This is a genomic window from Mycolicibacterium neoaurum ATCC 25795 (genome assembly GCF_000691525.1).
Lineage (GTDB): Bacteria > Actinomycetota > Actinomycetes > Mycobacteriales > Mycobacteriaceae > Mycobacterium > Mycobacterium neoaurum.
The window spans coordinates 877,521-897,055 of the sequence record NZ_JMDW01000008.1 but is presented as its reverse complement, the minus strand read 5'-3'; the positions used below and the strand labels follow the sequence as shown (position 1 = coordinate 897,055).

At 68.9% G+C, this 19,535-nt stretch carries 16 protein-coding genes; 7 read left to right on the top strand and 9 right to left on the bottom strand.

What is annotated here, in order from left to right:
* The first annotated feature begins 41 nt into the window (after positions 1-41).
* Complete coding sequence (locus IC40_RS0111720) at positions 42-437, top strand: DoxX family protein (protein ID WP_030134899.1); 396 nt, start codon at positions 42-44, stop codon at positions 435-437.
* Here the strand turns inward: IC40_RS0111720 and IC40_RS0111715 are convergent.
* Together IC40_RS0111715 and IC40_RS0111710 are read right to left on the bottom strand one after the other, a co-directional pair.
* The gene (locus IC40_RS0111715; RefSeq protein WP_030134898.1) at positions 422-3,664 is read right to left on the bottom strand and encodes an ATP-dependent helicase; all 3,243 of its coding nucleotides are present in this window, start codon (positions 3,662-3,664) and stop codon (positions 422-424) included. The genes IC40_RS0111720 and IC40_RS0111715 overlap by 16 nt on opposite strands.
* Positions 3,661-6,762, bottom strand: coding sequence for an ATP-dependent helicase (locus IC40_RS0111710; protein WP_030134897.1), 3,102 nt, complete (start codon positions 6,760-6,762; stop codon positions 3,661-3,663). Before IC40_RS0111710 ends, IC40_RS0111715 begins: the two co-directional genes overlap by 4 nt.
* A gap of 59 nt (positions 6,763-6,821) precedes the next feature.
* Between IC40_RS0111710 and IC40_RS0111705 the strand changes: the two genes are divergently transcribed.
* Together IC40_RS0111705 and IC40_RS0111700 are read left to right on the top strand one after the other, a co-directional pair.
* Positions 6,822-7,613 carry an alpha/beta fold hydrolase gene (locus IC40_RS0111705; RefSeq protein WP_030134896.1) on the top strand — a complete coding sequence of 264 codons (792 nt, stop codon included), beginning with the start codon at positions 6,822-6,824 and terminating at the stop codon, positions 7,611-7,613.
* Position 7,614: 1 nt separating this feature from the next.
* The gene (locus IC40_RS0111700; protein WP_030134895.1) at positions 7,615-7,911 is read left to right on the top strand and encodes an MGMT family protein; all 297 of its coding nucleotides are present in this window, start codon (positions 7,615-7,617) and stop codon (positions 7,909-7,911) included.
* A 76-nt stretch (positions 7,912-7,987) separates the two neighbouring features.
* Here IC40_RS0111700 and IC40_RS0111695 read toward each other — a convergent pair whose 3' ends face one another.
* From IC40_RS0111695 to IC40_RS0111685, 3 genes are all read right to left on the bottom strand, one after another.
* A complete protein-coding gene (locus tag IC40_RS0111695) occupies positions 7,988-8,842 on the bottom strand; it encodes a TIGR02569 family protein (protein ID WP_030134894.1) in 855 nt (284 codons plus the stop codon).
* A 37-nt stretch (positions 8,843-8,879) separates the two neighbouring features.
* Positions 8,880-10,046: an adenylyltransferase/sulfurtransferase MoeZ gene (gene moeZ / locus IC40_RS0111690; protein WP_030134893.1), complete on the bottom strand. Its 1,167-nt coding sequence runs from the start codon at positions 10,044-10,046 to the stop codon at positions 8,880-8,882.
* A 111-nt stretch (positions 10,047-10,157) separates the two neighbouring features.
* A complete protein-coding gene (locus IC40_RS0111685) occupies positions 10,158-11,387 on the bottom strand; it encodes a DUF3152 domain-containing protein (RefSeq protein WP_240478685.1) in 1,230 nt (409 codons plus the stop codon).
* A gap of 219 nt (positions 11,388-11,606) precedes the next feature.
* Here IC40_RS0111685 and IC40_RS0111675 point away from each other — a divergent pair, with 219 nt between their 5' ends.
* The gene (locus IC40_RS0111675) at positions 11,607-12,263 is read left to right on the top strand and encodes an HTH-type transcriptional activator FasR (RefSeq protein WP_019511184.1); all 657 of its coding nucleotides are present in this window, start codon (positions 11,607-11,609) and stop codon (positions 12,261-12,263) included.
* Here IC40_RS0111675 and IC40_RS0111670 read toward each other — a convergent pair.
* On the bottom strand, positions 12,260-12,508 hold the full coding sequence (locus IC40_RS0111670) for a DUF3107 domain-containing protein (protein WP_030134890.1): 249 nt from the start codon (positions 12,506-12,508) through the stop codon (positions 12,260-12,262). The two genes, IC40_RS0111675 and IC40_RS0111670, sit on opposite strands and share 4 nt — an antisense overlap.
* A 224-nt stretch (positions 12,509-12,732) precedes the next feature.
* On the opposite strand from IC40_RS0111670, the gene IC40_RS0111665 reads away from it, so the two are divergent.
* Positions 12,733-13,674 carry a hypothetical protein gene (locus tag IC40_RS0111665; protein WP_081843404.1) on the top strand — a complete coding sequence of 314 codons (942 nt, stop codon included), beginning with the start codon at positions 12,733-12,735 and terminating at the stop codon, positions 13,672-13,674.
* Positions 13,675-13,678: 4 nt separating this feature from the next.
* On the opposite strand, the gene IC40_RS0111660 is transcribed toward IC40_RS0111665, so the two are convergent.
* Positions 13,679-14,365: a ferritin-like fold-containing protein gene (locus IC40_RS0111660; protein WP_030134888.1), complete on the bottom strand. Its 687-nt coding sequence runs from the start codon at positions 14,363-14,365 to the stop codon at positions 13,679-13,681.
* 9 nt (positions 14,366-14,374) lie between these two features.
* Positions 14,375-15,607 (bottom strand): FAD-dependent monooxygenase, encoded by a 1,233-nt coding sequence (locus tag IC40_RS0111655; RefSeq protein ID WP_042509992.1) that lies wholly within the window; start codon positions 15,605-15,607, stop codon positions 14,375-14,377.
* A gap of 301 nt (positions 15,608-15,908) precedes the next feature.
* On the opposite strand from IC40_RS0111655, the gene IC40_RS0111650 reads away from it, so the two are divergent.
* A complete protein-coding gene (locus tag IC40_RS0111650; RefSeq protein ID WP_030134886.1) occupies positions 15,909-17,435 on the top strand; it encodes a DEAD/DEAH box helicase in 1,527 nt (508 codons plus the stop codon).
* 20 nt (positions 17,436-17,455) lie between these two features.
* Positions 17,456-18,682 carry an Rv3212 family protein gene (locus tag IC40_RS0111645; protein WP_036463248.1) on the top strand — a complete coding sequence of 409 codons (1,227 nt, stop codon included), beginning with the start codon at positions 17,456-17,458 and terminating at the stop codon, positions 18,680-18,682.
* A gap of 19 nt (positions 18,683-18,701) precedes the next feature.
* Here IC40_RS0111645 and IC40_RS0111640 read toward each other — a convergent pair whose 3' ends face one another.
* Positions 18,702-19,496 (bottom strand): ParA family protein, encoded by a 795-nt coding sequence (locus tag IC40_RS0111640; protein WP_030134884.1) that lies wholly within the window; start codon positions 19,494-19,496, stop codon positions 18,702-18,704.
* Positions 19,497-19,535 lie beyond the last annotated feature (39 nt).

Below are 19,535 nucleotides of genomic sequence, written 5' to 3'. Positions count from 1 at the left end.
ATTCACCGATCGGCACGGGGTGGGCACGCCACAATGTAACCATGACGACCCCCGTACCCGGAGTTGAGCAGCAGGCAATCGCATCGCGCGCCACGAAGATGGGCGTGTGGCTCGTCGGGATGGGGGTCTTGCATTTCGCCGCGCCGAAACCGTTCGACACCATCGTCCCCGCCGAACTGCCTGGTTCGGCCCGGTTCTACACGCTCGCCTCCGGCGTCGCCGAGGCCGCGGTCGGCGGCATGTTGATCGCGCCGAAAACCCGCAGGCTCGGCGCGCTGGGGGCCATCGCCCTGTTCCTCGGGGTGCTGCCGGCCAACGTCAACATGGTGCGGTTGTGGAAGGAAAAGCCGTTGCCGATGCGTATCGGCGCATGGGCTCGCCTGCCGCTGCAGATCCCGATGATCACCCAGGCCTACAAGATCTATCGCAACTCCTGAGCCCTGGTGTCGGCCAGCAACGCCGCGAGGTCCTCGGCATCGGGTAGTTCGTCGGGAATGACCGTGACCCCGCTGCGGACGTAGTGGAAGGCCGCACGCACCGCGTCGGCCGGGCAGTCGTGCAGCCCGGCCCACGCCAACCGGTACACCGCGAGCTGCACGGCGGCGTGCTCACGGGCCTCCGGCGTCGACGGTGGGTCGCCGGTCTTCCAGTCCACCACGATCACGCCGCCGTCGGATTCGGCGAACACGGCGTCGATCCGGCCGCGCACCACCGTCGGCTTACCCGCACCGTCGCCGCCCAGCAGTATGTCGAAGGGGACCTCCACATCGAGTGGGGTGCGCGCCGCCCATGGCGACGAGGCGAAGGCGGTCTGCAACTCGGCGAGCTCCTCGGCATGCGCGCGCCCCGCATCACCGTCGACAGCGCCGGGCAGATCGTCGAGATCGAACAACCGCTCGGCATGGAAGTAACGCTGTACCCACTCGTGAAATGCGGTACCCAGCAGCGCATGTGGGTCCGGCCGGGACGGGAGTCTGCGCCGCAGCCTGCTCAGCGCGGCGGCGCGATCCTTGCCGAGATCGACGAGCGTGCTGACCGAGAGTTGCCCGGGCAGCACGACCGGCGCCGCGGCCGCCGCCCGTTCGCGTTCAGCGAGCAAGGCGTCCACATCGGCCGTCCAATCCTCGGGGTCGATCCCCGCCTGCGCCCGTTCGGCGGCGTGCGCTACCAGTGCCGCACCACGCTCGGTATCGCGCGCGCGTGAACCTTCGACAGGCCAGACCGCTTCGACTGTGCTGCCGCGCAACGGGTTCGGCTCGCCGTCGGCGGGTTCGGGATCCCAGCGGTCGATGACGCCGCAGCCCGACCTCTCGATGATCGCCTTGAGCTCGACCAGGAACTCCGACGGGCCACGCGGTTTGGACTCGGTGGGGCCCCAGTGATGCCCCGACAGCAGCAGGGTGTCCTCGGATCGGGTCAACGCCACATACAGCAGTCGCCGCTCCTCGTCACCGCGCCGCACGGCGAGGACATCCTTGTGCTGCGCGATCTTGTCGGACAGCACTTTACGATCGTTCACGTCGCTGGTGTCCAGCACCGGTACGCCGTGCTCGGACACCGTGGCCCGGTCGCCACGCAGCAGCGGCGGCAGCTCGCCGGCATCGGAGAGCCAGGTCCGCGCCATCGCGGTGGACGGGAAGATCCGTCCGCTCAGGTGCGGTACCGCGACGATCTCCCATTCCAGGCCCTTGGCGGCGTGCACGGTGAGGATCTGGACCCGGTCGGCGGCGACAGCCACCTCGGCCGGAGCGAGCCCGTTCTCGATATCGGCAGCAACGTCCAGATAGGCCAGCAGGCCGGCCGGTGAGCCGTCGGAGCGCTCAGCGAACTCGGCCACCACATCACCGAAGGCGTCCAGGTGTTCGGTGCCGCCCCACCCCGCGGCCGCCGGGCGGGCGGCCCTGGCCTCGGCGTCGACACCGAGAACCCGCCGGATCTCGGCCACCAGATCTGGCAGCGGATAGCCCAGATGTGAACGCAGAACGGACAATTCGCGGCCCAGCGCGACGATGCGCGCATACCCCACGGGTGAGTACCGTTCCTCGGGGCCGGGATCGCAGATCGCATCGGCCAGGCAGGCGGTATCGGCGTCGGGGGCGACCTGGGCGACGATCCGCGCTGCGGTGCCGTGCTCGCCGGGACCCGGCTCGTCAAGTTCGGTGGCCCGCTGCCACAGGGCGGTGATGTCTCGCGCCCCGAGCCGCCAGCGCGGACCGGTGAGCACCCGCATCGCGGCCGGACCGCCGGTGGGATCGACCACCAACCGCAGCATCGCCACGACATCGGCGACCTCCGGTATCGACAGCAGTCCCGCGAGCCCGACCACTTCCACCGGCACGCCCCTGGCGGTCAGCGCCTCGGCCATCGGCGCGGCATCGGCGTTGCGGCGCACCAGGACCGCCGCCGTGGGCGGTGTCTCGGCGGCCAGATAGCGGACCGCGATCTGATCGGCAACCCAATCCCGCTCGGAAACCACATCATCGAGCAGTGCGGCGCGCACCGTCCCCGGCGCGGCGTCTGGCCGCGGCAGTAGCTCGCGCACATTGACCGAACGCCGACGCGCCTGCTCGGACACCGCGTTGGCCAGGTGCAGAGCCTCGGCGGGATTACGCCAACTGGTGCGCAGTTCCAGTGTCGGCGCAGGCGTTCCGTCGGAATGCGGGAAGTCGGTGGTGAACCGGGGCAGGTTCGTCGCCGACGCACCGCGCCATCCGTAGATCGATTGGATCGGATCGCCGACCGCGGTGAGCGCGAGACCGTCATCCACACCGCCACCGAACAGCGCCGACAGCGCGATGCGCTGGGCGTGGCCGGTGTCCTGGTACTCGTCGAGCAGCACCACCCGATAACGTTGCCGCAGTTCGACTCCCACCTGTGGGGCGGCGGCCGCCAGTCGGGCCGCGGCGGACATCTGCGCACCGAAGTCCATGACCCGCTCCGCGCGCATCCGCCGATGCAACTCGTCGATGAGCTCGATGAGATCGGTGCGTTCGGTCTGGGTTGTCAGCAGCTTCAGCAGCCATTGAGCGGGTCCGCCACGCTGGTTCGGGCCGGCGGGCAGGTGGTGGATCAGCCGTTCGAGTTCGACGTGCGTATCGCGCAGTGCCGCGGTGTCGACCAAGTGCTCGGACAGCGCGCCGGACAGTCGCAGCACCAGAGCGGTGATCGCCGCCGGCGTCTTCTCGGTGTCGAGCACCCGAGGATGCTCACACACCACGCGAAACGCCAACTGCCACAGCTCCGTTTCTCCGATCAGCCGGGTGTCCGGCTCGATCGGGAGCAGCAGTCCGTACTCGCGTAGCAGGTTGCCCGCGAAGGCGTGATAGGTGCTGATCGTGGGCGGCTCGTCGGTACGGATATCGCGACCCAGTCCGGTGCCGGCCAACCGGGCCAGCCGGGTCCGGACCCGTCGCAGCAGCTGCCCGGCGGCCTTGCGGGTGAAGGTCAGGCCGAGCACCTGGTCGGGTCGTGCGTACCCGTTGGCGACCAGCCAGACCACCCGAGCTGCCATCGTCTCGGTCTTGCCCGCGCCGGCCCCGGCGATGACCACCACCGGGCCCGGCGGGGCGGCGATCACGGCGGCCTGCTCCGCGGTGGGGGTGAACAGTCCGAGCGCCTCAGCCAGTTCGGCGGGGCTGTGCCTTGCGGTGGGGGTCGAGGTCATGAGCGGTTCTCCTGTGCGGGGCACATGGACCGTACCGGGCAGTGCGCGCACCCGTCGTTGACCCGGGCCACGAAGTCCGGCCCCTGCGTTGCAGCGGCAGCCTCGGTGACGGTCTCGCGCCACTGCTGCGCCGCGGCCGGGGTGAGGGCGTCCTGGTGGCGCTCGGTGGCTCCGCCTGCACTTGCCTTGGCCGGATACACGAGCAGCCCGCCACCGGGTTCCTCGCCGTCACCGAGCACGCCCTCGGCGACCGCCAGCTGGTACATCGCCAACTGGGCATGCCGCTGCGCGTCATCCTTGGTGACCGGACTCTTGCCGGTCTTGACGTCGACGATCACCAGCCGGTCGGCGCTATCTCTTTCCAGCCGGTCGATACGGCCGCGCACCCGAACCCCGGGCGCCACCATGCCCTCGACCTCGACCTCGGTGCCTACCTCGGTGTACTCCCGTCGGGTCAGCTCACGCCACTGCACGAACGTCGACAGCATGGCGCCGTGCCGGGCCAGCTCGTTGTCGGCGTACCACTGCGACTCATACGGCAGCGCCGACCAGATCCTCTCCAGCTCGGCAAGCAGCTGGTTCTCGGTCTTCCCCGGATCTGCCACCAGGGCGTGCACGAGCGTGCCGACCGCGGAGCGGACATCGCGGCTGTCGGAGCCGCCGTGACGCTCCAGCAGCCAGCGCAACGGACAGTCCACCAGGGTCTGCAACGTCGACGGTGACAGTGTGCTGATGTGGTCCTCGTCCGACCACAGCGGCTCGCTGGTCGACGCGGCCGTGCGGCTGTGCCATTGGGCCGGGTCGGCACCGGCCACCCCCGCGGCGGCCAGCCGGGCCAATTGCGTTGCCGCACATGCGCGGGTGTCCTCGCCGACCTCGCCCTCGGGTGCGCACACAACCGACCGGAGGCGACCGACCAGCGCCGAAGGGGTCAACACCCGGGGAGCCGGGATCGGCGCGGGCGGAATGCCGGCTTCCCGCTCCTGGGTGGCCAGCGTGGACAGTTCGGTGCAGAACGGCGACGGCAGCATCGCGGCATCGCCGGTCTCGCTGTCGACGGCCGTCACGAGCAGACGGTCGCGGGTACGGCCCATCGCCGCGATGAGCAGTCGGCGCTCTTCGGCCAGCAACGGGGCGCGAGCGGACAGCCGAGCCGTCGGTCCACCGTCGACATCGGCGACGCCGTCGAGCACATCGATCAGCCGGCCGGTGCCGAGCACTCCGCCGCGCGGAATGGTATTGGGCCATAGCCCTTCCTGTACGCCGGCCAACACTACGACATCCCACTCCCGGTCCAGCGCGGCGTGCGGTGTGCACACCGTCACCGCATCGGTCCTTGCGGTCGACGCCGACGCGGTGGGCAACGTCAGCGTGCCGACATGGGCGACCAGACCGGCCAAGGTGGCCCCGGTGGTGGTCGACACGTACTGATCGGCGATATCGAACAGGGCCGTCACCGCGGCCAGATCGCGTTCGGCCACGGCGGCACCCGGACCGCCTCGGTCGGCGATGGTGACCCAGCGCCGTTGCAGGCCACTGCGACTCCAGGCCTGCCACAACGTGTTCCGCGGATCCATGCCGGCGCGATGGCTGCCACGAGCGGCACGCAACACCGACTGCACCCGAGCCAGGCTGTGTCCCAGCTCGGTGGGCAGACCCTCCGGAATCCGGTGCAGAGCGGCCACCAGCAACTCCCCGAATTCGCGCTGGTGGCCAAGGATGCGGCGCAGCGCGCGGCGCAATTGACGCAGTGACACCGGATCCACCCGGCCGATCGGTCCGGTCACCAGCTCCAGTGCCGCGGCTCCGGTGAGCGAGCCCGCGGTGGCCTCCAGCACGGTCAGCAATGCCCGCACCGCCGGCTGCTGGGCCAGTGCGCTCTCGGCGGCCGGTAGATCCACCGGGACACCTGCGGCGACCAGTGCGCGCCCGATACCCGATCCCACCCGCGGCACGGAGCGCACGATGACGGCCATCTGGGACCACGGCACACCGTCGACCAGATGCGCCCGGCGCAGTGCGTCGGCGATCAGGGTGGCCTCGGCGTGCGGCGACGCGGCGATCCGGACGGCCACCGATCCGGTGCGTTCGGACGTGCCGGTGAACGCGCGCGGACGGTCCGCTCCCGGCAGCCGGGCCGCCACGGCGGTGATGGCGTCGGCCACCGCGGATGGGCAGCGCCGCGACTCGATGAGTTCGACGACCGGGGTGTCCAGCCGCAACAACGCCGGATCGGCACCGCGATAACCGAACACGGCCTGGTTCGGGTCACCGGCGAGGATCGTGAGGTCGGCACCGGCGGCCAGCACCCGAACCAGCAGGGCGGCCTGCGGATCCAGCTGTTGGGCGTCATCGACGAGCAACAGCCGTACCCTGGCCCGTTCGGCGGCCAGCAGATCGGCATCGACGGCGAAGGCATCAAGCGCCGCGCCCACCAGCTCGGCTGCGCCCAATGCGGGCATGGTGGCTTGCGGCGCGGCCATCCCGACAGCCGAGCGCAGCAACATCACCTGTTCGTAGGTCGCGGCGAACCGTCCGGCAGCAACCCATTCGGGCCGACCGGAGAGCCGGCCCAACCGTTGCAGTGCAAGCGGGTCCACCCCACGTTCGGCGCAGCGCGCCAACAGGTCCCGCAGTTCGGTGGCGAAACCGGCGGTTCCCAGCGCGGGATGCAGCTCCACTGGCCAGTTCCCCGCACCGTCTTCGAGTTCCCCGGCGAGCAGCTCGCGGACGATGCCGTCCTGTTCGGCGCTGGTGATGAGGCGCGGCGGGGGGCCACCGGTGCGTTGGGCGGCGAGCCGCAGCACCGCGAAGGCATAGGAGTGCACGGTGCGCACCAATGGTTCACGGACCACCCCACGTACCCCGGCGGACAGCAGCGCGGCGGTGACGGCGGCGCGTGCCGAGGCGCCGAGCTTGGCCGAACCGGTCAGCAGCAGAATCGATTCCGGATCGGCGCCGGCGGTGATGTGCGCGACCGCGGTGTCGACGAGCAGGCGGCTCTTGCCGGTACCCGCGCCACCGAGGACGCGCACCATGCCGCGCCGGCCGGGCTGGGCCAGCGCCTCCGGGGTGAGCTCGGTGTGCGGTGCGGACATGACTGCATCACAGCACGGGGGTCTGACAAGTGGCTCTGACATGGGCCTACGATCGAACCGTGACCGCAGACCTGCACAGCTACCGCTTCGGACCGTCGGGTCCGGCGCAGATCCTCGCCATCCACGGCCTGACCGGCCACGGCCGTCGCTACGAGGAGATCGCCAACGAGCACCTTGCCGAATTCTCGGTGTTGGCACCGGATCTGATCGGGCACGGCCGCTCCGGTTACGCCGCACCGTGGACCATCGAGGCCAATGTCGTGGCGCTGACGGCGTTGCTGGACGCCGAGGACAGTGGTCCGGTCGTGGTGGTCGGGCATTCGTTCGGCGGAGCGGTGGCACTGGCGCTCGCCGCGGCGCGCCCGGATCTGGTGCGGGGACTGGTGCTGCTGGATCCGGCCGTCGCGCTGGATGGTGGCTGGATGGCCGAGATCGCCGATGCCATGTTCTCCTCCCCCGATTACCCCGACCGCGAGGAGGCGCGCGCCGACAAGCTCTCCGGGTCCTGGCGCGAGGTCGCCGAGCGTGATCCGGCCGTGCTGGAAGGCGAACTCGACGAGCACCTGGTCACCCTGCCCAACGGTCGTCTCGGTTGGCGGATCAGCGTGCCTGCGGCGATGTCGTACTGGAGCGAGCTGACCCGTCCGGTGCCGTTGCCCCGCAGCGGAACTCCGACGACGTTGATCCGCGCCACCCGCACCACCCCGCCGTATGCGACCGACGAATTGATCGCCACGCTGCGCGACGCCGTCGGCGAGGCCTTCACCCTGACCGAACTGGACTGCGATCACATGGTTGCCCAGGCGCTGCCCGCCGAGACAGCGGCCATCATCCGCGGTCACCTGGACTGAGATGGCCGCGGTCACCGAGGATCAGGTCGAAGCGGTGCGCGCACTGGTCGACCGGATCCCGGCGGGTCGCGTCAGTACGTACGGTGACATCGCCGCCGAGGCGGGGTTGTCCAGCCCGCGGATCGTCGGTTGGATCATGCGCACCGATTCTTCGGATCTGCCGTGGCACCGGGTTGTTCCGGCGTCGGGACGACCGGCGCCGCACCTGGCGACCCGGCAGTTGGAGCGGCTCCGCGCCGAGGGTGTGGTGGCCGTCGACGGCCGGGTGTCGCTGCGCGAATACCGCCACGAATTCTGACCGCGAGCAGACGCGTACACCCCCGGATCGCGACGAAAATGGGGGTATACCAGTCTGCTCGCGGGAGAACAGCGACTCAGACGGCGAGGCGGACCAACGCCGCGGTGCGGGCAAGTCCGGGGAATGCCGCTGCGGTCGAGCGCGGGTGCAACGCATGCACGGCGAGCCGGAACATCAAGGCCCGCAACAACATCTGCGGCCATTCCGGTAATGCGCTCCACCGCTCGACAAGTCCGTCATCGGCCTCGCCCCAGGCCAGCGCATCCACGACGACCACACCGGCTGCCCAGGAGGCGGGCCGCCAGTACGGGGTGATGTCGGTGATACCCGGCGCAGCGGTGCCCGCGAAAAGGACTGTGCCGTAGAGATCTCCGTGCACCAGCTGGCTCGGACTGCGTGTCGGGGTGCGCAACGACGCCAACTGGTTGAGCAGCTCGACAGACTTCTGGCCGTCGACCGTGCCGGGGGCCACCCGGGCGCCCGCGGGCAGGGTGTGCAGCGGGCGGTCCTCCCAGGCCGCCCGATCGGCGGCGATGAACACATCGACATCCGACCACGGCGCAACCGGCGGCTGGGTCAGGAACCGGGGCCGTTCCAGCTTGGCCGTCGCCTCGTGCAGGCGCACCGCCGCCGAGACCACTTCGTCATGGCGCGGTTCCGGGGTACCGGCGACGAAGGTGTCGGCGCGCCAACCGGCCACCACATAGCGGCCGTCGGTGGAACGCACCGGTCGTGCCAACCGGATCCCGTCGGCGAACAGCGTTTCGCGGACCTTGGCCGACCAGGCGGCGCGCGCATGGTCGGCGACCATCGACAACACCACCTCGCCACACCGCCAGCCGCCCTCCCAGGACGAACCAAGCGGCACCGGCCGCACACCGGCCAGCCCAAACGCCGCCATCACATGATCGGGTGGCAGATCGTCAGTCACGCACGCCAGCCTAAGCGGTGCCGGCCTGCAGACACCGTCAGTACATGACCATGTCGGGTTCGAGTTGCTTGGCCCAGGCCACGATGCCGCCCTGCAGATGCAGCGCGTCGGAGAAGCCGGCCTTTTTCAGCACGGCCAGCATCTCGGCGGAGCGGACGCCGGTCTTGCAGTACAGCACCGGGGTCTTGTCCTGCGGCACGGTGGCCAGTCCCTCGCCCGCCTCGATCACCGACTTCGGGATCAGCGAGGCGCCGTCGATGTGGTTGATCTCCCACTCGACGGGCTCGCGGACGTCGATGAGTGCGACCGGCTTGCCCGAATCGAGCAGCTCACGCAGTTCCTTGGGCGTCACCGTCGAACCGGCCGACGCGGCGGCGGCCTCATCCGAGACGACACCGCAGAAGGCCTCGTAGTCGATCAACTCGGTGATCTTCGGAGTCGCCGGGTCCTTGCGGATCTTGATGGTGCGATAGGTCATGTCGAGCGCGTCGTAGACCATCAGCCGACCCAGCAGCGGATCACCGATACCGGTGAGCAGCTTGATGGCCTCGGTGCCCATCACCGAGGCGATCGAGGCGCACAGGATGCCGAGCACGCCGCCTTCGGCGCAGGAGGGCACCATGCCCGGTGGCGGCGGCTCGGGGTAGAGATCGCGGTAGTTCAGGCCCAGACCATCGGGGGCGTCCTCCCAGAACACCGACACCTGGCCCTCGAACCGGTAGATCGAACCCCACACATAGGGCTTGCCCGCCAACACGGCGGCATCGTTGACCAGGTAGCGGGTGGCGAAGTTGTCGGTGCCGTCGAGGATCAGGTCGTACTGGGCGAACAGGTCGACCGCGTTCTCGGGCTCCAGACGCAACTCATGCAGCACCACATTGACCAGCGGATTGACCTCCAGCACCGAGTCGCGTGCGCTCTGGGCCTTCGATCGGCCGATATCGGACTGCCCGTGGATGATCTGGCGCTGCAGGTTCGACTCGTCGACGACGTCGAATTCGACGATGCCGATGGTGCCCACCCCGGCGGCGGCCAGATACAGCAGGGTCGGCGATCCCAGTCCGCCGGCGCCGATGACCAACACCTTGGCGTTCTTCAACCGTTTCTGGCCGTCGACCCCCATATCGGGGATGATCAGATGCCTGCTGTACCGCGCGACTTCCTCGCGGGTCAGTTCGGCGGCCGGCTCCACCAGCGGGGGCAGTGACGTCACCGTGCGCTCCTTGCATTGGACGACGAATTCCTGGCCTCAATCAGACCAGGCACAGCTATCCAACAGCAAAACCGGGCCATCCGTTCCCGGCGCCGAGCGCGGTCAGGCGATCGGGTAGGGCCACGGGTTGAACCGGCAGGTGAGCCCGTCGGCAGGCACGGACTGCGGATCGAACTTGGCGCCGTCGTTGTTGCTGGTCGAGAACGTCTGCTGCATCATGATCGGCGCGAGCGCCCCGTTCTCGGGGCACGGCTCGTGTTGGCGATAGCCGATGGCGTGACCGACCTCATGGTTGATGACGTACTGCCGGTAGGAGCCGATATCGCCCTGGAACGAGGTGGCGCCGCGGACCCAGCGGGCCTCGTTGACGAACACCCGCGCCTGGTCGCCGAGATAGGCCGGGTTGTAGCAGGACGCTTCCAATGGGATGTCGTAGCCACAGCCCTCCCGGATCGTCAACGGTGAGGTCAGCGAGACGCGGAAATCCGGTGGCCCCTCGGTGTCGTTGTCGACGCGCAGGAAGGCGAACTGCGGATTGTGGGTCCAGCTCTTGGGGTTGGCCAGGGTCTCGCTGACCATCGTGGCGAAACCCTCGTCACCGCCGAAGGTGGCGGTGTCCAGCCCGTCCTCGACCTCGACGGTGTAGGTGAAGGTGCGTTCGGTGCCCTGCCCGACCTTGGGCGTCGTGCCCGGCACGATATGCCAGGTCTTCGCACCCGCCTCGGTGAACGGTCCGCCGCCGGGCAGGATGCCGGTCGGCAGATTCGCATCGAATTGGGTCAGGCCCTTGGGCGGGGCACCGACGATCTCGGTACTCGGTGATTCGACGGGCGCCTGCACCGGGCCTTCGGCATTGACCGGCGTAGGCGCGGGAGGACCGGCGATCGTCTGATAGATCACCACGACGGTCACCACGGCCAGGATCGGCAGGGCATAGGCGCGCCACCCATAGGTGGACACGAAGCGGCCGAGCCAGCTCTGCTTGCGGAACTGGGCGCGCTCATCGCGATTGGACCGGACCCGGCCGAGGTCCTCGGCCAGCGGGTCGCGCTGGGCGCGCAACGGTTCGCGCCACTGATCACGGGCGGCGGGCACCCGGCCCGGATCGGTGTGTTGCTCAGCGCTCTCCGACGGCTCGCGGCGGGGTTGGCCGTGGTTGACGTGGGTGGGGCGGCGCGGCTGTGCGCGCTGCTCACCGCGCGGTGCGCCGCGGCCTGCGTGGACAAACCCGGACTCGCTTCGGTCGTGCCCACCTGCCCGGAATCCAGGGTCGTTGCGCTCTTGGCCGCCGGGGCCACGGTTGCCCCCGCGGCGCCCCGGGTCATAGGTCACCGCACCAGAATGGCATAAGCCCGCGCACATCCCATTCCGGCGCGCCACCGACACGAGCACCACGGCGACACCTCCACCTACGGGCGGTAGTAATGTCGTGGCGATCAGGGGGTGCCGGCTGCTTACCGAGAACACCCGAACGGAACACCCGAACGTACGCAGTGGCCGCGGTGCAGATCGACAGCAGTACCCGCGGTACGGAGTGAAATTGAGGACGTCATGAGCGATCTCGCCAATGCCGCCGGAGCGCGGGGCGCCAAGACGGGGCCAGGTAATCGGCGCGGAAACCGGCTACCCCGCGATGAGCGCCGCGGCCAATTGCTCATCGCCGCCAGCGAGGTCTTCGTCGACCGCGGTTATCACGCGGCAGGCATGGACGAGATCGCCGAGCGGGCAGGTGTCAGTAAACCCGTTCTCTACCAACACTTCTCATCGAAGCTGGAGCTTTACCTCGCAGTGCTTCAGCGGCATGTGGACAATCTGGTGTCCGGGGTGCGCCAAGCGCTGCGCACCACCACCGACAACCGCCAGCGACTGCGCGCCGCGGTGCAGGCCTTCTTCGAGTTCGTCGAACACGACAGCCAGGGCTATCGGTTGATATTCGAGAACGACTACGTCACCGAACCCCAGGTGGCCGCGCAGGTGAAGGTGGCCACCGAGTCCTGCACCGACGCGGTGTTCGATCTGATCAGCCGGGATTCCGGGCTGGAGGCCCATCGCGCCAGGATGATCGCGGTCGGACTGGTCTCGACCAGCGTCGACTGCGCCCGCTACTGGCTGGACAACGACCGGCCGATCTCCAAGGATGCGGCCGTGGAGGGCACGGTGCAGTTCGCCTGGGGCGGACTGTCACACGTGCCGCTCACCAGGTCTTAGTCCTTGAGCGCCTCGGCGCCGACGGTGCCGAAGCCGACGCGGCGGGCGTCGCTCGGGCCGATCTCGACATAGGTGATCTTCGCCGCCTGCACGAGGTAGCGGCGCCCCTTCTCGTCGGTCAGTGACAGCACGGACGAGGACGCGCCCAGCGCGTCGACGATCGCCTTTTCCACCTCGTCGGGTGTCTGCGCGCTGCTGATGACCAGCTCTCGCGGGCTGTCGGCGACCCCGATCTTGATGTCCACGCTTTTAGACCCCTTCGGTTGTGTGGCGATGCGTTCAATCAGGCTAGTGGACAGTGCCGCGCGGATGGCAGCGAGGCGGGCTGCGACCGTTGCGCCGTGAGCGAATCACGCTGACCAGACCGACGCCGGACCGTTATCGGACCGAGAGCGAGTCAACATCATCCGTAACTTTTGCACCACTAGCATCGGCCGGGTACGCACCGAAACGATCTGGGAATTACGTGATGAGCAGGCAATATTCACCATATTCGACAACGCGTGACGGATACTCGGGCAACAGCTACCGGTCCGGCCGCGATTCCGGCGTGGGCATCGACGACGAACCGCGGTTCGGCTCGGACTACCCGACCGATCGGCATTCCCGCTACGGCGATTCCGGCCAGGCCTACGGCCGAGGCGCCTACGGCGGCACCGACTACGCGGGCCGGGTTTACGCCGACGACAAGTACTCACGTAATACGTACGGGGTCGACAACTACGACTCCGACGGTTATGACGCCGGCGGTTACGACGCCGATTACGAATACCCCGCCGACTATCACGAGAAGCTGGACCGGCGCTGGATCTGGGTGGCCGGGGTCGCCGGTGCCATCCTGATGGTCGCGGTCATCTGCACCGGGGTCATCCTGGGTGGCGGGGACAGCGGCACCGTGACGTCCGCCAACTCGGGGGCCACCACATCGGCGGCCCCTGCCGACGACTCCGTCACGACCACGGCCGCGGCGCCGCCCGCCGCCGCTCCGCCGCGGGCTGACACCAACCCCGAACGCGTGACCACCGTGACCCCGACACCGGCCGTCACGGCCGCCCCCGAGGTCGTGCCCTCACCCGTCGCGCCCGCGCCGGCCGCTCCCGCGCCGCCCGCACCGCCGGCCGCCGTCGATCCGGCCGCCGCCGCGCGCGCCATCACCTACCGCGTGACCGGCAACCGCCAGCTCATCGATCTGGTGACGATCATCTACACCGACCAGCAGGGTGCCCTGCAAACCGATGTGAACGTGGCCCTGCCCTGGACCAAGTCGGTGACCCTGAACCCCGGCGTCACGCTGTCCTCGGTGACCGCCACCAGCGTCGGCGGTCAGCTCAACTGCGCCATCCTCGACGGCAACGGCACCGCGCTGGCGCTGCAGACCAACAACTCGATGATCGCCACCTGCACCAGGTAGCGCCTCAGGCCAGCCCCAGCTCCTGCATCCGGCTGGCGTGGGTGTGCTGCAGCTTGTCGAAGAACTCGGAGAGCTGACCCAACCCATCGCTGCTGCTTATCACCAGATCGACCAGATCGTCGCGGTCGGCGAGCACGTACTGGGCCTGGGTGATGGCCTCGCCGAGCAGTCGCCGCGACCACAGCGCCAGCCGGTGACGCTGACGGTCACTGGCCGTGACGGCGGCGCGAACCTCGGCCACCACGAACTGCGAGTGTCCGGTCTCGGCAAGCACCGAACGCACCACCTCGGCCGCCTCCGGCGGCAGGGCGTCGGAGATCTGCAGATAGAAGTCGGCCGCCAGCGCGTCCCCGATATAGGTCTTGACCAACGCCTCCAGCCAGGTGCTCGGCGTGGTCAGGCGGTGATAGTTCTCCAACGCGGGGGCGTACTTGGTCATCGCGGGCACGGTGTCCACCCCGCGGGCCGACAACGCCTCGTTCAGCAGCTCGTAGTGCCGCATCTCGGCGGCAGCCATGCTGGCCATGTTGATCCGGCCCGCAAGGTTCGGCGCCATCCGCGCCTCATCGGTCAGCCGATAGAAGGCCGCCACCTCGCCGTAGGCCAGCAGGGCGAACAGCTCGGTGACACCGGGATGATCGGCCGGAACACGGGAAATGCCGGCGGCGGCGTCGGACGGCGTCGAGGTCATGGGCCAACCTTAATCGCGAGCCACCGGGCCGATACCTGCAGTCGTGCCGGCCGGTGGGTAATCGGGCGGCCGCAGCCCGGCACCAGCGATATCGGAGAAGCGGTCGCCGACCAGGGAGCTGATCCTCCTGCCGACCGGCCCGGCCGACACGGCGGCGACCGCCCGCACCGCACGAATGCCCAGGCCGGAATGCGGATTGGCCAGCCGCAGCACCGATTCGCTGAGCTCAGGAGCGGTGTCGAGGAACGGTTGCATGGTGCGCCGATAGCCCGCCAGCGCGGCGGGGATATCCGGTGCGACGGCCAGCTCGCCGGCCAACACGTACCCACCGATGAGCGCCAGACTGGTCCCCGCTCCCCCGAACGTGCCGTTACAGAACGCGGTATCGCCCAGCAGGGTGATCCGTCCCCGGCTCCACACCGGCGCCCGCACCTGGCCCACCGCCGAGAAATACATCGGAGCCCCGGCGTCGATATCGGCGAGGATGCGCGGCGCCGCACCCCCGACATCGGCGAAGGTGCGCCGAAGGATGGTCAGCTGACCCTGGCGATCCAGTTCCTCGAATCCCCGCACGTCGGACATGAAGGTCAGGATGGCCCGGGTGGTTCCCAGATTGTCGGGTCGCAGATGGACCGATCGGCGCCTGGTGGCGTGCTGCCAGTTCCACCACAGATCGTCGTCATCGCGGCGCGGGATGGTGGCGTAGGCGAGGTACATGCCGAGTTCGCCGACGCCGACATCGGTGACGAACCGGCGCGAGCGCGAATGCAGGCCCTCCGCGATCACCAGCAGATCGGACTCCAGTACCGAACCGTCCTGCAGCACCGTGCTCACCCCGTCACCGTGGTCGGTGACATCGGTGATCTGGCGGTCGAAGAGGTACTCGGTGCCGGGGGTGTGCTCGATCAGGATGCGTGACAGTTCCCCACGCAGGATCTCCAACTCGGCGGTCGGGCCGTCACTGCCTCCCGGCTCGCCGACCGGGAACGACGCGGCGGGACGGCCGTCGGCGGTGACGAACCGGGTGCCGATCTCACCGGTCCCGGCGGCCCGGACGTCGGATTCGATCCCCATCCTGCGGATCACCTCGCGGGCCGCACCGCGGATGTCGACGTTCTGCCCCTCCTCACGCCGCCGCGGGAATCGTTCGATCACAGTCGTCCGCCACCCCCGCGCATGGAGTTGATGGGCCAGTGCGGGCCCGGCGATACCGGCGCCGGAGATGACGACATGAGGACTCACGACCTGCACAGATGCCCACTGCGCGACACCGCGAAACCGCCACGATGCGCGCTATCGAGGCGTGACCGGCTACCATGGGTGTTCGGTAGCGATGTCACCGGCACTCCCGGGTGCGCATCACCACCGAAAGAAATGTGCGTGCACGTGGTTCGGCCCGCTGTCCAATTGCTGGGCCCGACGGAGCGGTATCGCCCGCCATCTGGGGATATCCGCCTTTTACTCGTCATCGTCGTGCGCGCGTGGACGCGACGAGGAAAGACAAGCGAAAGGCTGACGGCGGCCCAAGCCGCCGGACCACACCATGACTGCACAGACAGATACGACCGCACCGGTCGAAGCCCCCAAGACCTCCTTCGCCGACCTGGGCGTTCGCGATGAGATCGTCCGCGCACTGGCCGAGACCGGTAAAGAACACGCGTTCGCGATCCAGGAGCTGACCCTGCCGCTCGCGCTGGCCGGCGACGACCTGATCGGCCAAGCCCGCACCGGCATGGGCAAGACCCTGGCCTTCGGCGTGCCCCTGCTGCACCGCATCAGCAGTGACCAGGGACGCCCGCTCAACGGCACCCCGCGGGCGCTCATCGTGGTTCCCACCCGCGAGCTGTGTCTGCAGGTCTACAGCGATCTGGAGATCGCCTCGAAGTACCTGCGGGCCGTCTCCGAGGACTCCGACCGCAAGTTCGTGGTCACCTCGATCTACGGCGGTCGCCCGTACGAACCGCAGATCGAGGCCCTGCAGAAGGGCGTCGACGTCGTGGTCGGCACCCCGGGACGGCTGCTCGACCTGGCCCAGCAAGGTCACCTGCAGCTCGGCAGCCTCTCGGTGCTGGTGCTCGACGAGGCCGACGAGATGCTCGATCTGGGATTCCTGCCCGATATCGAGCGCATCCTGCGCCTCACCCCCGATGACCGGCAGTCGATGCTGTTCTCGGCGACCATGCCCGGCCCCATCATCACGCTGGCGCGCACCTTCATGAACCAGCCGACCCATATCCGGGCCGAATCGGCGCAGTCCTCGCAGACCCACGACACCACCGAACAGTTCGTCTACCGGGCGCACGCCCTGGACAAGGTGGAGATGGTGGCGCGGATCCTGCAGGCCGAGGGCCGTGGGGCCACCATGATCTTCACCCGCACCAAGCGCACCGCGCAGAAGGTCGCCGACGAACTCGGCGAGCGCGGCTTCAAGGTCGGCGCGGTACACGGCGACCTCGGCCAGATCGCCCGGGAGAAGGCGCTCAAGGCTTTCCGCACCGGCGAGGTCGACGTGCTCGTCGCGACGGATGTCGCGGCACGCGGCATCGATATCGACGACATCACCCACGTCATCAACTACCAGATCCCCGAGGACGAACAGTCCTACGTGCACCGCATCGGCCGCACCGGGCGCGCGGGCAAGACCGGTATCGCGGTCACCCTCGTCGACTGGGACGAGCTGCCGCGCTGGACGATGATCGACAAGGCGCTGGGACTGGACACCCCGGAGCCCGCCGAAACCTATTCCAGCTCACCGCATCTGTACACCGAGCTGAACATTCCGGTCGAGGCGACCGGATCGATCGCGGCGCCGCGCAAGCCGAAGACCCGTACCGAGGGTGAGCGAGTCGAGCGCACCGAACGTGCCGAGCGCCCGGCCCGCACCCGCAGCCGTCGCCGCACCCGCGGCGGCCAGTCGGCCACCGGACACCCCGAGAATGGCGAAGCGGCAACGGCTTCGGAGAGCGGTCCGCAGGACCAGGTCGAATCCGAGGGTGGCGAGGGCGCCCCGGCAAAGCGTCGCCGTCGTCGCAGGCCCCGCAAGGCCAGCGCTCCCGCCGCGGCTGAGTGATACCAAGAATTCCCGGGTCGCTGCGCTCCTGCCCGCCGCAGCCGGAACGCCGCACCCGCGGTGATGTGATCGCGGCCGTCGCCATCGCGTGCGCGGTCGCCATCATCGCGGCGCTGATCTGGTGGACCAGCGATGCGCGTGCCACGATCAGCCGACCGGCCGCCAGCCCCGTCACCGCACCGGCTCCGGCCACCGCCGTGCCGGAGCGGCTCCGCCAACTCTGGACCGCGGCGAGCCCGGAAACCACACAACCGCTTGTCATTTCGGGCGCATTGGTGACCGGTGACGGTGGTGCGGTGATCGGCCGGGCACCGGACACCGGAGAACAACTCTGGAGCTACCAGCGCGATCTGCCGCTGTGCGGTGTGACCTCCGTATACCAGTACGCGGTCGCGGTGTACCCGGACACACGCGGGTGCGGGCAGGTCAGCACCATCGACGCCGGCACCGGCAAGCGCGGGCCTGCCCGTACCGCCTACGCCGACCCGGAGGTGAAGCTGTCCACCGACGGCACCGCGGTGCTGTCCTACGGCGACAGCAGGCTGGAACTGTGGCGTTCGGACATGGTGCGCATGCTCAGCTGGGGCGCCCTGGATGCCCGGGTCAAACCAGATGTTCCGGTGTCCCCACTGTGCCGGCTGGTCTCGGCGCAAGCGAGTTCCTCGGCGGTCTCGATCATGGAGTCCTGCCCGGAACAGACCGAGATGCGACTGACCCTGCTGCGGGTGTCCGACGAGGAGGACGTCCCGGACGTCAAATACGAACAGCAACCCGGCGTTTCGGTCGACGCCGACGCCCGGGTGATCGCCGTCTCCGACACCACCACCGCGGTGTACCTGCCGACCCCGCGGCCGGTGGTCAACATCGTCGACGACACCGGTACGGTGACGGCCAGCATTCCACTGGACGCCGCACCCTCGCCTTACGCCACCGCCTCGCGCACCGGTGATCTGATCACCTGGTGGACCGGTGATTCGCTGCTGGTATTCGCCGCCGACGGCCTGCGCTACAAGTTCACCGTCTCCCCCGCCGCCGGCGGCGCGCCGGTCGGCCCGGGCACGGTGATGGCCGGCGAGCTGCTGGTACCGGTCACCGACGGGTACGACGTGTTCGACCCCGAGACCGGCACCGGGATCCGCCATATCGACCTCGCCCGCGACCCTGCCGACACGGCGGTGGTGCCCGCGACGTCCGGTTCGACGATCATCGAGCAGCGCGGCGATACCGTGGTGGCGCTGGGCTCCTGAATTCCCGCGTCGTGCGGGGTCAGATCTCCGGGGTGAAGGTGGCGAGCGCCTTGCCGGACTTCCAGTGCTTCATGAGGTTCTCGGCCAGCTCACGATAGGCGTTGGCGCCCTTGTTCTTTCGTCCCGCCAATACCGACGAGCCGGAAGCGCTGGCCTCGGCGAAGCGCACCGTCCGCGGAATGGGTGGCGCCAGAACCGGCAGCTCGTAACGATCGGCGACATCGAAGAGCACATCGCGGCTGTGGGTGGTGCGTGAGTCATACAACGTCGGCAGCGCGCCGAGCAACGACAGATTCGGATTGGTGATCTGCTGGACATCGTTGACCGTGCGCAGGAATTGCCCGACGCCACGGTGGGCCAAGGTCTCGCACTGCAACGGCACGATCGCCTCGTCGGCGGCGGTCAAGCCGTTGAGGGTCAACACCCCCAGCGACGGCGGGCAGTCGATGACCACGACGTCGAAATCGTCGGCCACCTTGTCCAGCGCCCGCTTGAGCGCGTACTCGCGGCCGGCACGCATCAACAGCATCGCCTCCGCCCCCGCGAGGTCGATATTCGCGGGCAACAGCGTCATCCCCTCGGGCGTCTGCACCAGCGCGGCGCTGGGTTCGACCTCACCGAGCAGCACCTCGTGCACCGATACCGGGAGTGCATCCGGGTCGTGGCCGAGGGAGAACGTCAGCGAGCCCTGCGGGTCCAGATCGACGAGCAGCACTCGCCGACCCTTTTCCGTCAACGCCGCACCCAACGACGCCACCGTCGTGGTCTTGGCGACCCCACCCTTTTGATTGGCGACCGCCAATACCCGCGTCACACCTCCATCCAAGCACGCGAATGCAACAGATGGCGGTTG